We start from the raw sequence: 12,156 nt of genomic DNA on the forward strand, positions 1-12,156 counted from the left end.
CGTAAACCATGTCCGGTTCGTCCCCGGCGACGGATCAGCGGGCGGTGGCCATCCGGTACCCGAGGAAGCCGACGTACCCCGCGAGCGCGACGAGACCGACCTTGCGCGTGGCCGGGACCGCGATGGCGGTGCCGATCACGAGTTCCGACGCACCGTTGCGGTAGGTCCACGTACGAGTGTCCTTCGGGAACGCCGGCTCGGTGATCGAGCGGAAGGCGTCGGGCGCCACGAAGTGCGCGGCACCTGTTGCAGCGAGACCGATTCCAGCGATGGTGGGCACCGTGATCGAAGCCATGACGTGACGTCCTCCCCTGTACGCGTACGGGTCCGACCGGACCCCGTCGGTCACAGTAGCAACGTCCGCACCGCCGTGGGCGTGGTCGCGCTAGCGTGGTCGGCATGGCCGAGACACCCGCGGTACGGCGGACCCGAGAACTGCTCCGAACGGGTGTCGACGCGTCGTCGCCGATGCGCGGAGTGCTCGACGTCCGGGTGACGGACTCCACAGCGCGACAGGCGTCCCCTGCCTCCGCGTCGTCCGTCGCCGGGCGCCTGATGACCTTCTCCCCCCTCGCGGCCGTCTACGAACGCGCGTGGCGACCCCTGTTCCGCCTGTGGATGGGCGCCGGCGGGCCCTCCGTGGAGGAACAGCGGGCCTACGCGGTGCGTGACCTCGGGCTCGTGTCCCCCGACGTGTCGGTCGTCCTGGACGTCGCGTGCGGGCCGGGGAACTTCTCCCGGTCGCTGGCCGACGCACTGCTGACCGCCGCGCACGTGTCGGAGCCCCTGGTGATCGGCCTGGACGCGTCGGAGCCGATGATCGCTCGGGCGTCGGCGGACACCGACGACGACGAGCACGTCGCCTATCTGCTCGGCGACGCCCGAGAGCTCCCGTTCGAGGACGACGCCGTGGACGCGGTGTGCTGCTACGCCGCGCTGTACCTGGTGCCCGAGCCGTACCGGGTGCTCGACGAGATGATCCGGGTGCTGCGACCGGGCGGCCGCATCGCGCTCATGACGACGGTGCGGCGCGGCCCTCAGCCGGTCGGGGCGGTCACCGCGGCGGCAGCGAGCACCGTGGGACTGGAGATGTTCCGACGTGACGACATCACCGACGTCCTGCGGGAACGCGGAGTCGAGCATGTGGAGCAGCGCATCCACGGCGCAGCCCAGTTCGTCACCGGGCGGCTGTGCCGGAGCGGTCAGGACGTGCCGGTGTCGGCTCCGTAGTCCGAGACCAACCACTCGTCGCCGGTGCGCTCGACGGTCACCGTCAAGAGTGTCGGCACGGCACCGGGTTCGGGTTGCTGCAGGTTCTGCGTGGTCTGGGTCGCGAAGACCGACACCGTGTAGGTGTCGCCCTCCTGCGCGGTGACCGTCGCCGCATTCACCCGACCCGACGCCACGACCTGCGAGTCGGTCATGATCTGCGTCAACACCTCGCGCACACCGTCGAAGCGCTCACGCAGAGCGTCGGTGGTGCCCTCCTCGACGCCGCCGAAGAAGCCGTCGATGTCCGTGTGGTCGTAGGTCAACGACCGCTCCGTGTAGGCCCGCGCCGTGTTCTCGGCGGTGGCGCGGTCGGCATCGGCTCCGCGTTCCGCGGCCAGTGCCGAGTGGGCGGACTGCCACTGCACACCTGCCACCACGGCGGCGACGGTCGCGAGCACGGCGACCACGGTCGCGACGATCGCCACGAAGCGCGTCCGGGACGACACCGCGGGCGCTGCCGCGTCCGGCGCTGCGTCGTCCTCGGTCGAAGTGGTGTCGAGTTCTGTTGTCATGATGGCCTTCTCGTCGTCCGTCTGGTGCAGGAGTGGTACGTCAATTACCGGGCAGGGTCACGGCCACCCGAGCCGGCCCGCCGCGCGGGAAGACCTGCTCGAGCATCGTCACCAGGGCTCCGGCATCGACTCGGAGCGGGCGGATCGGTTGTGTGACCGGGCGCAGCACGGTGGCGATGAAGCCGAGGTCCGGCGACAACTGACTCAGGTACTCGTCGATCTTCGGCACCAACCGGGCCAGTTCGCCGTCCCACACGGTCTCACCGACGTACGAGTAGTCCTGGTACGACGAGATCAGGTGGTCGAGACCTGCCCCGGAGGCCTCGAGTTCGGGAACGGCGTCCGCGAGCCGCGGCCCCAGCGCATCGGCGTACGCGTTCTCGCCGAGCACCTGCAGGTTGCGATACAGCCGGCGGATCTCGTCCTTCTTGTCGGCCAACGTGACGGACAGCAGGCGCAGCACCTCGACGACGTTGTCGATGTCCGACTCCCGGCCCCGCGTGGCGGTGTCGACCGTGTCGACGATGCCGCCCAGCGCGTCGGTGTCGATCTCCCGCGTGAGCGCCTCGGCGACCGCGAGGGTGTCGCTGACACTGGGAGCGACCGAGACGTCGGCCGCGTCCACCACGTCTCCGTCCGCCAGGTACGGCCCGGTATCGGAGTGTGGACGGAAGTCGAGGAACTGTTCGCCCGCCGCGGAGAGATTCGAGACCCGCACCTCGGTGTCGACCGGAATCTTCTGTGCGGCATCCACTCTCACCACGGCCCGGAGTCCACCGCGCTCGACGTCGATTCGCTCGACCCTGCCGATCGCGAATCCTCGCAACGTGACCTGCGAGGTGTCGATCAGGCCGCCGGAGGTCGTGAGCGGCACGGTGATCTCGGCGTGGTCGCGCCGCGGATCGATGTCCAGGACGTTCAGCGACAGGTATCCGACACCCAGCACGGCGACCGCCGCGAGCGCCGTGGCGGACAGGATCGAACCCCTCATCGCACGAATCCGATCGATCGCAGGACCTGAATCATCTCGTCGGCCCGATCGAGGCCGTCGGCCGGCCTCCGGCCTTCCCGATCGACTGGAACTTCTCCCGCGGGCGTGTCGCCCGAGACGGAGGCGATGCGGACGTTCGGCGAGGACGTGAAGAACGGCACCAGCTTCTCGCGCAGCAGGGCGTCCATGCGGGACGCCAGCATCGGCGCCGTCAGGTCGGCCGTGGCGAGAGTCCGGATCATGGGCTGCAGAGTGGCGATCACGTCGTGCAGATCTCCCGCCACCGGGTTGATCACGGCACCGATGTTCCGGGACATGTATCCCAGATCGATCAGGGCGTCGACCACGACGAGCAGGGCGTCCGCGAGTCCTGCGACACGTTCCGGACCACTGGTCAGGATGGTGTCGAGCGTGTCCGTCTTCTCGGCGAACGATCGTGTCACCGCCTCGGCGCCGCCCAGGATGCGATCCAGCTCCGTCGTGTTGGTCGCCAAGTCCCGCAACGCCTCTCGGGCCTTGTCGTTGATGAGATCGACCGTCGCCGGATCCGGCGGGATCGCCCGGTTGAACCGATCGATGGACCGCTGGAAGTCGACGATGTGCCCGCCGGCCACCACCTCGGAGAGTCCGCGCAGCACGTCCTCGACGTTGTCCGCCGGAGTCGTCCGCTCGAGCGGGATGACGTCGCCGTCCTGCAGGGTGGCACCCGAGGTGTCGGATCCGTCCTCCGGACGCTGCAACGCGACGTAGATCTCGCCCAGGATCGTGCCCTGGCGCAGTTCCGCTCGCGTGAGTGCCGGCAGTGCGACGGTGCGATCGACGTTCACGGCGGCGACGGCGGTCGAACCGGTGAGGGTGACCGACTCCAGGAGGCCGACGTCCACACCGTCGAGGACCACCTTGGCGCGCGCCGGTAGATTCAGCACACTCGAGAACTCGATGTCGACCCGGTAGGTCGGGCCCGGAACGTAACTGCCAGGCACCGGCAGGTCGGCGATCGAGGCACCGCAGCCCGACGCCGTCACGGCCGCGGCCGCCACGGTCAGCGCCGCCAGGAGCCGCTTCACCGGGACCCTGCCGATCCGAGCACGAGCGGAACCAGATCGACGTTCACGGTGGACCCACCCGCGACGGGCACCGCGAACTGCGGAGGTGCGAAGGTCAGCCGGGCGGCCTGTGTGTCCGGATCCTGCAACGAGGCCAGCTGTTCCGTCTGCTTCGGCACCCGCGACAGAATGCTCGCGATGTCGCCGACCCTGCTGACGATGATCGCCACGATCGGAACCACGACGTCGAGCACGCGGTAGAGCGTGGGTGCGAACTTCGGCAGCGTCTTCTCGAGGACGGGGAGGAACTCGACCGTCAGATCGATCGCCTGGGCGAACCGCTCCGAGAAGTCGCCCGCGGCCCCGAGACCCTGCTTCAGGTTCTCGATCAGCAGGGTGATGTCCGGCCACCGGTCCACCAGGGCCGCCGTCAGCGTGTCGACGCTGTCGACCATGCGGCGCACCTGCGTGTCCTTGTTCGCCGGATTGCCGACCAGGTCGGAGATCTGGGACAGCGCGGTACCGAGTTGCTCTCCGCTGCCGTCGAGAGCGGTGTCGAGCGAGCGCAGGGTGTCGCCGAGTATCTCCTCGTCCGGCGGCCGGGGGTTGTCCGGATCGGTCGTCGACGTCGTTCCGAGAAGCTCCGCGCCGAGCTTGTTCACTGCCTCGAGGGTGTCGCTGATCCCGATGGGTGTGCGGGTGCGCTCGAGCGGGATGCACTCGTCACGATCGAGGGGAACGCCGTCGCGATACGGCGTGGTCAGTTCGAGCCGACGATCGGTGACGATCGAGTCCGACATCGTCACCGCGCCCACGTCGGCCGGCAGCGTGAGCGAGTCGTCGACGGACATCGTGACCCGGACGTGGTCGCCGCGGGGCTCGATGCCGGTCACCTCGCCGACGGGGATCCCGAGGAGCGTCACGTCGTTCCCCTCGTAGAGACCGACCGAGTCGGTCATCTCGGCGCACAGATCCGAGCGCGGGGTCCCGACGAGCTGGGCTGCGGACGACGCCGCGGTTCCGGCGCCGACCAGGACCACGGCGGCGACGGCCACTGCCACCACCTTGCTGCGAGCGGCCACGTCAGCACACCTTTCCGGGAACCGGGACACACAGCGTCGATCCCGTGACGACGGCGGCACTGCGGTCGATCACGGGTCCGGCGCCGGTGTCGAGAAGGCCGGCCATGGACTCGGAGAACTCGCGGCCGGCGGAGATCGCGTCGTCGATGGACCCCGTGCGCTCCTTCAGCGATGCCACGAGATTCTCGACCTCGTCGATCGTGGGGCCGAGCCCCTCGTCGAGCGCCATGATCGGGCGGTGCAGGAGGGAGAACAGCCGGTAGAGCTTGTCGGCGGCCGCAGCGACGTCGGCGCGCTTCGCGCCCAACTTCGAGGTGATGATGCCGATCTGCTTCAGCAGACCCAGCAGGATCTCGCGATCGGTCGCCAGTTCGCCGATGTACTCGTCGGCCACGTCGAGGCTCCGATCGAGATCGTCCTGGCGATCGGCGATCGCGCCGGTCATGGACGTCAGGGTCGTGGTGATGTCGCGGATCGACTCCGGCTGAGCCTGGACGGCCCGATCGATCTCGACGATGTTCTGCCGCAACGTCGTTCCGTCGAGATCGCGGAGGATCGGCGTCGCCGCCTCGACCGTGTCGGACAACGAGAACGGCACGCGGGTGTGCTCGAGCGGGATCTCCCCGTCCTGCAACTCGCCGGTACCGCCCGGGATCAAGGAGAAGTAGTGACCACCCACCGGAGTCAGCAGACGCACCCCGAGCGACGTCGCGTCGCCCAGTACGACGTTCTCGTCGACCTCGAAGGCCACCTCGACGTGGTCGCCGTCCAGCTTCATGGACGTCACCGACCCCACCGAGATGCCGGCGATGCGGACGTCGTCACCGGCGTGCGCTCCGCCGGTCGTCTCGAATGCCGCTGTGTACGTGCGGTGTCCGATGGGCAGCGAGTACACGACGACGGCGGCCACCACGGCGACGACGAGTGCGAGCACACCCACGATCCCCCAGACGGTCTGGCTTCCCTGCCGCACGGAGCTCATCGGCACACCACCAGGCGCTGGGTTCCGAGCACGACCGAGCCGATGCCGGGAATCTCGGTGTCGCCGGCCGAGCACGCGGAGACCTGCCCCTCGGGTGCGTTGCGCACCGACTGGTCGACGCCGCGCAGCAGGCTGGGCACCATCGCGAGCAGGTCCACCAGTTGTTGGGCTCCCGGCACGAGCCGCTTGAAGGCCGAATCCACCGGGCCGTACTCGGAGTCGTAGGTGTCGCGCAACTGCTCTCCGATCGAGATGAACGGTCCCTGGCCGGAATTGATGTCGTCGACGGACGAGAGCAGGGTGTCGGCCCTGTCGGCGAACGTCGACACCACGCGGTCGAGTTCGGCGAACAGTCGACCCAGTTGCTCCGAGCGCTCGGCCACCACACCGGAGATGGCGCCCAGGTTGCGGATGAGGAGCACGATGAGGTCCTCGCGCTGCGAGGCATAGGTGGTCAGCCCGTCCAGGTCTCGCAGGACCGGCCCGAGACCCGACCCGTCGCCCTGCACGAGGTCGAGCACGTTCTGCGCGAACCGGTTCACCTGGTCGGTGTCGATGGTCTCGAAGATGGGCTGGAACCCGTCGAAGAGCGTCGTGATGTCGAACGACGGCACGGTCATGTCGTCCGCCAGCGAGGACCCCGGTGCCAACTCGGACCCCGAGTCGTCCGTGCGGATCAGCTCGAGATACCGCTGACCCAGCAGGTTCTGGTAGCGCACAGCAGCTTTCGTGGTCGTGAGCACCGGCCGGTCGGAGTCGACCTCGAAGGACACCCTGGCCCGATTCCCGTCGAGCTCGATGTCGGTCACCGATCCCACGAGCACACCCGAGAGGCGGACGTCGTCACCGGCGTAGAGGCCGGAGACGTCGTCGAAACGCGCGTCGAACGTGGACCGGTCGTCGCCGCCGCCGTTGCGCAGCGCGCCGCCCACGAGGACGAGACACAGCACGGCCACGAGGGCGAACGCACCGAGCTTCAGCAGGGTCGCCACGGGCGTCCCCACCACCGACGAGCGCGTCACAGGACACCGCCGAGTCCCGCAGCGAAGGCCTCCACCGGACCGGCCATGGCGGGCATGTTCTTCACGATCACCTGGAGTTGCAGCTGGGTCCGGCCGTCGACGTTCGGGAATGCGTCCTCGACGCCGGAGATCACGCCGGGCACGCGCTGGTAGGCCGGCGCCAGCGTTCCCGCCGAGAGGGCCACCGGCAGCAGCACGTCCAGCAGGGTGTCGAGCAGCGGGCGGAGGTACGGACCGTTGTCGCGCAACAGATCTCCCAGTGGGATCGAGAGGCCGGACCCGAGGCCGGACATGGCCTTGATCGCCCGCGCACTGTTCTCCGGATTCTCGAAGTACTCACTGCTGGTGACGACCTGGTCGATCACGTCGGTGACCGGTCCGATGGAGGCGCCCAGCCCGTCCGCCAACTCACCACCACGGTGCAGCTTCCAGGCGAGCGGCGCGCGCTGGGTCTCGGCCATCATCTGCGCGGTGTCGAAGAAGGGCTTCAGGCTGTCGCCGAACTCCGACGACACTCGGGACGCCAGGTCGAGCACCCGCTCGGTGTTGTCCGCGTCGAGCACGTCGGTCAGATCGGCGAGTCGGCGGAAGACGCCGGTGACCGTCGCCGTCTCGGTGTCGTCGCCCAGCGCCAGGACGGTGTCCTCGCGCAGAGGGGATCCCCGTCCCTCCGAGTACAACTCGATGACCGTCGCACCGAAGACCGTCGCGGAGGAGAACCGCGCGGTGACGTCGTCGGTCAGGACCGAGGCGACGGCCGGCTCGATATGCGTGTGCACTCGCTGCGATCCGAACCCGAGCGGCTCGATCTCGTCGACACGGCCGACGGGGAGTCCGCGGTACTTGACGTCCGACCCGATCGCGAGGCCGTCACCGACCGCGGTGCTGTCGATCGTGAGATCGAAACGGGACTCGAAGTCACCGGTGGCGTACTTGCCGAGCACCACACCGAGGACCACGAGCACGACGGCCACCACGAGGCCGCGTATCCGGAGCGAGCGAGGGCCCGCGGATCTGCGGGACAGATCGTCGAAGACTGCCATGATCCCCTACCCCGAGATCCTGATGCCGACGTCGACTCCCCAGATGACCACGGTGAGGATCATGTCGAGCACGACGATGACGATGAGAGACGCGCGGATCGCGCGGCCCGACGCACGGCCGACACCCTCGGGTCCGCCCGTCGCGTAGTAGCCCTGGTAGCCGTGGATCATGATGACGGCGCCGACGAAGATGGTGGCCTTGAGCAGCGAGTACAGCAGGTCCGACGGCTGCAGGAACGCCGAGAAGTAGTGGTCGTACGTCCCCGACGACTGATCGCCGAACGCGGCGACGATGAACGCACACGAGACGTAGCTCAGGATCAGCGTGAGCAGGTACAGCGGGATGATCGTGACGACGCCGGCGATGACGCGCGTGGTGACGACGAACGGGATCGACCGGATCCCCACGACTTCGAGCGCGTCGATCTCCTCGGAGATACGCATCGCGCCGATCTCCGCCGTCATGCGGCATCCCGCCTGGGAGGCGAACCCGATCGCGGCGATCATCGGGGCGAGTTCCCGCGTGCTGGCGTAGGCCGAGATGAAGCCGGTGAGAGGACCCATACCGACGAGGTTCAGGGCGTTGTAGCCCTCGATCCCGATGGACGAACCCACGGCCACACCGAGGATGACCAGCACCGAGACGGTACCGCCGCCGACCACGAGATTGCCGCTGCCCCAGGTGATGTCGGTGAGCACGATCATGGTCTGGCGTCGATAGGCACGCAGGGTGTGCGGAATCGCGACGAGTACCTGCCACACGAAGGTCAGCTGATGCCCGAGATGCTCGACCAGCCCGAGCGGCACTCGGGCGATGCGCTTGCCGCCGCGGACGAGCGGCGCGGTGCCGGGCGGGGTGTAGCGAGAGACGGTCATCGCGTCACCCGAGCCGCTGCGGAAGGAACATCGACACCAACTGGGTGGCGAGGACGTTGACGATGAAGGCCGACAGCACACCGACGACGACCGAGGCGTTGACCGCGTTCGCGACACCGCGAGGGCCCGACGTGGCCTCGAACCCGCGTTGGCACGCGACGAGAACCACGATGATGCCGAAGATCTCGGCCTTCACCATCGCGACGACCAGGTCGGTGGTCGAGGCGAAGGACGCGAAGGAGGACAGGTAGCTGCCCGGCGTACCGCCCTGGAACCCGACGTTCACGACGTACCCGGACACCAGGCCCATGAAGATGACCAGCGAGCACAGCAGCGGTGCGACGACGAGCATGGCGGCGAGCCGAGGGGTCGCGAGCCGGCGCACCGGGTCGATGCCCATGACGCGCATCGCGTCGATCTCCTCGCGCACCGTGCGGGCACCGAGATCGGCCGCGATCGCGGATCCCGCTGCGCCGCCGAGCAACAGCGCGGTCACGATGGGCGCTCCCTGCCGGATGACTCCGAGACCGCCCGCGGCGCCCGCGATGGACGTGGCACCGATCTGGTTGGTCAGGCTGCCCACCTGGACCGAGACGATGACGCCGAACGGCACCGAGACGAGAATGGCGGGAAGCACGGTGACCGTGACCATGAACCACGCCTGGTCGAGGAACTCGCGCCAGGCGAAGCGCAGGCCCGCCAGGTCCCGCACCAGGTGACCGAACGCGGCGACCACGAGGTCGGCGAAACGACCCAGTGTGCGGGTGCCCGTCGTGACACGTGAGACGAGCGGCATGCTGCGCGCCATGTCGATCCCCCCGTACGTCTCGAGTCAGTCGGACGCAGGTGGTGCGCCGCGCTGAAAACTAGCGCGGCAGAACGGGGATCGAGTTGGTTTCTCGCGAGTTCAGTGACGCCTGACAAACATCGGGCCCCGGGCTAGGTCGCGATGCGACCGTTGACGTACTCGTAGAACCCGGCACTGGTCTTCTTGCCCAGCAGGCCGGCCTCGACCATACGGAGCAGGAGAGGCGGCGGCGCGAAGAGCGGTTCCTTGTACTCGGCGTACATCGAGTCGGCGATCGACTTCACGGTGTCCAGCCCGATGAGGTCGGACAGCGCGAGGGGGCCCATGGGATGCGCGAGGCCCAGCACCGTGGCCTTGTCGATGTCGTCGCGCGTGGCGAAGCCGGACTCGACCATGCGGATCGCCGACAGGAGGTATGGCACCAGCAGAGCGTTGACGACGAAGCCAGACCTGTCGGCCGCGCGGACGACCTGCTTGCCGAGGACGTCCGCCGCGAAGCGTTCCGCGCGTGCCAGGACGGCATCGGACGTCTTCAGCGACGAGATGAGTTCCACGAGAGGCAGAACCGGCACCGGGTTGAAGAAGTGCATGCCGATGACCCGTTCGGGGCGGGACGTGGCCACACCGAGTTTCATGATGGGGATCGACGAGGTGTTGGACGCGAGTACTGCGTCGGGATCCGTGACCACCCTGTCGAGCTCGACGAAGAGAGCCGTCTTGATCGCCTCGTCCTCGAGCACGGCCTCGACGACGATCTCGCGATCGGCGAAGTCGGACAGCTCGGACGTGAAGGTCAACCGTGCAGCGGCCTGCTCACGTTCACGCTCGGTGATCTTGCCGCTGCTGACGCCGCGGTCGAGCGACTTCAGGATGCGCGCCTTGCCTGCGGCGGCCAGTTCACGTGTCTGCTCGAACACGATCACGTCGACGTGGGCGCGTGCGCACACCTCGGCGATTCCGGCCCCCATCTGTCCGGCGCCGACGATCCCGACACGTTCGATCTTCTCGCTGCTCACGTTTCTCCTTCACGATCCACGATTCCCCGCGCGAAGGCGAGGCGAGGGTAACTCTGCTGGGGCACGGGCGAACCCACCGCGTACGAGACAGGCGGCCCGCAACGAAAGCTGCGAGCCGCCTGACTAGTGCGCAGAAAGCGCCGAGTGGGGGTTAATGAAACTGGCCCTCTTCGGTGGAGCCCTTCAGGGCTGCGGTCGACGTGTTCGGGTCGACGGTGGTGGCGATGCGGTCGAAGTAGCCGGCGCCGACCTCACGCTGGTGCTTGATGGCGGTGAAGCCGCGCTCCTCGGCTGCCTTGAACTCGCGCTCCTGCAGGTCGACGAACGCCGTCATGCCCTCGCGGGCGTAGCCGTGCGCCAGGTCGAACATGCCGTAGTTGAGCGAGTGGAAGCCGGCGAGGGTGATGAACTGGAACTTGAAGCCCATCGCGCCGAGCTCCTTCTGGAACTTCGCGATGGTCGCGTCGTCCAGGTGCGCCTTCCAGTTGAAGGAGGGCGAGCAGTTGTAGGCGAGCAGCTGGTCGGGGAACTCGCTGCGGACCGACTCGGAGAACTTCTTGGCGACCTCGAGATCCGGCACACCGGTCTCCATCCAGATGAGGTCGGCGTACGGCGCGTAGGCCTTCGCACGGGCGATGCAGGGCTCGATGCCGTTCTTCACGCCGAAGAAGCCCTCGGCGGTGCGGGTTCCGTCCAGGAACTCCTGGTCGCGCTCGTCGACGTCCGAGGTGATCAGCGTGGCTGCCTCGGCGTCGGTGCGGGCGATGATGACCGACGGCACGTCGGCCACGTCGGACGCGAGACGCGCGGAGGTCAGGGTGCGGATGTGCTGCTGGGTGGGGATGAGCACCTTGCCACCGAGGTGGCCGCACTTCTTCTCCGAGGCGAGCTGGTCCTCCCAGTGCACGCCTGCGGCGCCGGCCGCGATCATGGCCTTCTGCAGCTCGTAGGCGTTGAGCGCGCCACCGAAGCCGGCCTCGGCGTCCGCGACGACGGGCGCGAGCCAGTTCTTCACGGACGAGTCACCCTCGACCTTGGCGATCTCGTCGGCGCGCAGAAGCGCGTTGTTGATGCGACGCACGACGCTCGGAACCGAGTTGGCCGGGTAGAGGCTCTGGTCCGGGTAGGTGTGGCCGGAGAGGTTGGCATCACCGGCGACCTGCCAGCCGGAGAGATAGATGGCCTGGAGGCCGGCGCGCACCTGCTGCACGGCCTGGTTGCCGGTGAGGGCGCCCAGCGAGTTGATGTAGTCCTCGTTGTTCACGAGATCCCAGAGGATCTCCGACCCGCGACGCGCGAGCGTGGCTTCCTCCACGACGCTGCCCTGCAGGTCGGACACCTGCTGCGCGGTGAAGTTGCGGGTGACGCCCTTCCAGCGGGGATTGGTGTCCCAGTCCTTCTGGATCTCTTCCGTGGTCTTCGGTGTGCCGGTGGTCGACATCGACAAGCTCCGTCTCTGTTCGTGTACCCGGGCAGTGCGCGTGACCGGCCCGGGGAGTCTTCGCC

At 68.2% G+C, this 12,156-nt stretch carries 13 protein-coding genes; 1 reads left to right on the forward strand and 12 read right to left on the reverse strand.

Going from position 1 to position 12,156, the window contains the following annotated elements; genetic code table 11:
- Window positions 1-34: 34 nt before the first annotated feature.
- The gene (locus JOE30_RS01650; protein ID WP_204869116.1) at window positions 35-295 is read right to left on the reverse strand and encodes a hypothetical protein; all 261 of its coding nucleotides are present in this window, start codon (window positions 293-295) and stop codon (window positions 35-37) included.
- Window positions 296-399: 104 nt separating this feature from the next.
- On the opposite strand from JOE30_RS01650, the gene JOE30_RS01655 reads away from it, so the two are divergent.
- The gene (locus JOE30_RS01655) at window positions 400-1,230 is read left to right on the forward strand and encodes a class I SAM-dependent methyltransferase (protein ID WP_204869117.1); all 831 of its coding nucleotides are present in this window, start codon (window positions 400-402) and stop codon (window positions 1,228-1,230) included.
- Here JOE30_RS01655 and JOE30_RS01660 read toward each other — a convergent pair.
- From JOE30_RS01660 to aceA, 11 genes are all read right to left on the reverse strand, one after another.
- Window positions 1,203-1,784: a hypothetical protein gene (locus tag JOE30_RS01660; protein WP_204869118.1), complete on the reverse strand. Its 582-nt coding sequence runs from the start codon at window positions 1,782-1,784 to the stop codon at window positions 1,203-1,205. The genes JOE30_RS01655 and JOE30_RS01660 overlap by 28 nt on opposite strands.
- A gap of 40 nt (window positions 1,785-1,824) precedes the next feature.
- Window positions 1,825-2,775: an MlaD family protein gene (locus JOE30_RS01665; RefSeq protein WP_204869119.1), complete on the reverse strand. Its 951-nt coding sequence runs from the start codon at window positions 2,773-2,775 to the stop codon at window positions 1,825-1,827.
- Window positions 2,772-3,842, reverse strand: coding sequence for an MlaD family protein (locus tag JOE30_RS01670; protein ID WP_204869120.1), 1,071 nt, complete (start codon window positions 3,840-3,842; stop codon window positions 2,772-2,774). Before JOE30_RS01670 ends, JOE30_RS01665 begins: the two co-directional genes overlap by 4 nt.
- Window positions 3,839-4,903: an MCE family protein gene (locus JOE30_RS01675; RefSeq protein WP_204869121.1), complete on the reverse strand. Its 1,065-nt coding sequence runs from the start codon at window positions 4,901-4,903 to the stop codon at window positions 3,839-3,841. The genes JOE30_RS01670 and JOE30_RS01675 overlap by 4 nt, the downstream gene beginning before the upstream one ends.
- 1 nt (window position 4,904) lies before the next feature.
- A complete protein-coding gene (locus JOE30_RS01680) occupies window positions 4,905-5,885 on the reverse strand; it encodes an MlaD family protein (protein WP_204869122.1) in 981 nt (326 codons plus the stop codon).
- Entirely contained in the window at window positions 5,882-6,907 is a 1,026-nt protein-coding gene (locus JOE30_RS01685) for an MlaD family protein (RefSeq protein WP_307806024.1), read from the reverse strand. The genes JOE30_RS01680 and JOE30_RS01685 overlap by 4 nt, the downstream gene beginning before the upstream one ends.
- Window positions 6,904-7,950 (reverse strand): MlaD family protein, encoded by a 1,047-nt coding sequence (locus tag JOE30_RS01690; protein ID WP_204869123.1) that lies wholly within the window; start codon window positions 7,948-7,950, stop codon window positions 6,904-6,906. The genes JOE30_RS01685 and JOE30_RS01690 overlap by 4 nt, the downstream gene beginning before the upstream one ends.
- A gap of 6 nt (window positions 7,951-7,956) precedes the next feature.
- Entirely contained in the window at window positions 7,957-8,826 is an 870-nt protein-coding gene (locus JOE30_RS01695; protein WP_204869124.1) for an ABC transporter permease, read from the reverse strand.
- A gap of 4 nt (window positions 8,827-8,830) precedes the next feature.
- Window positions 8,831-9,634: an ABC transporter permease gene (locus tag JOE30_RS01700; RefSeq protein ID WP_204869125.1), complete on the reverse strand. Its 804-nt coding sequence runs from the start codon at window positions 9,632-9,634 to the stop codon at window positions 8,831-8,833.
- Window positions 9,635-9,765: 131 nt separating this feature from the next.
- The gene (locus JOE30_RS01705; RefSeq protein WP_204869126.1) at window positions 9,766-10,650 is read right to left on the reverse strand and encodes a 3-hydroxybutyryl-CoA dehydrogenase; all 885 of its coding nucleotides are present in this window, start codon (window positions 10,648-10,650) and stop codon (window positions 9,766-9,768) included.
- Window positions 10,651-10,801: 151 nt separating this feature from the next.
- On the reverse strand, window positions 10,802-12,091 hold the full coding sequence (aceA, locus tag JOE30_RS01710; protein ID WP_027506305.1) for an isocitrate lyase: 1,290 nt from the start codon (window positions 12,089-12,091) through the stop codon (window positions 10,802-10,804).
- Window positions 12,092-12,156 lie beyond the last annotated feature (65 nt).

The sequence above is a fragment of the Rhodococcus sp. PvP016 genome, assembly GCF_017832185.1.
Taxonomy (GTDB): domain Bacteria; phylum Actinomycetota; class Actinomycetes; order Mycobacteriales; family Mycobacteriaceae; genus Rhodococcoides.

What these genes read in the sequence shown, in the direction of transcription:
- JOE30_RS01650 (WP_204869116.1), bottom strand. Translation starts at nt 295, where the DNA reads ATGGCTTCGATCACGGTGCCCACCATCGCTGGAATCGGTCTCGCTGCA.
- JOE30_RS01655 (WP_204869117.1), top strand. Translation starts at nt 400, where the DNA reads ATGGCCGAGACACCCGCGGTACGGCGGACCCGAGAACTGCTCCGAACG.
- JOE30_RS01660 (WP_204869118.1), bottom strand. Translation starts at nt 1,784, where the DNA reads ATGACAACAGAACTCGACACCACTTCGACCGAGGACGACGCAGCGCCG.
- JOE30_RS01665 (WP_204869119.1), bottom strand. Translation starts at nt 2,775, where the DNA reads ATGAGGGGTTCGATCCTGTCCGCCACGGCGCTCGCGGCGGTCGCCGTG.
- JOE30_RS01680 (WP_204869122.1), bottom strand. Translation starts at nt 5,885, where the DNA reads ATGAGCTCCGTGCGGCAGGGAAGCCAGACCGTCTGGGGGATCGTGGGT.
- JOE30_RS01690 (WP_204869123.1), bottom strand. Translation starts at nt 7,950, where the DNA reads ATGGCAGTCTTCGACGATCTGTCCCGCAGATCCGCGGGCCCTCGCTCG.
- JOE30_RS01695 (WP_204869124.1), bottom strand. Translation starts at nt 8,826, where the DNA reads ATGACCGTCTCTCGCTACACCCCGCCCGGCACCGCGCCGCTCGTCCGC.
- JOE30_RS01700 (WP_204869125.1), bottom strand. Translation starts at nt 9,634, where the DNA reads ATGGCGCGCAGCATGCCGCTCGTCTCACGTGTCACGACGGGCACCCGC.
- aceA (WP_027506305.1), bottom strand. Translation starts at nt 12,091, where the DNA reads ATGTCGACCACCGGCACACCGAAGACCACGGAAGAGATCCAGAAGGAC.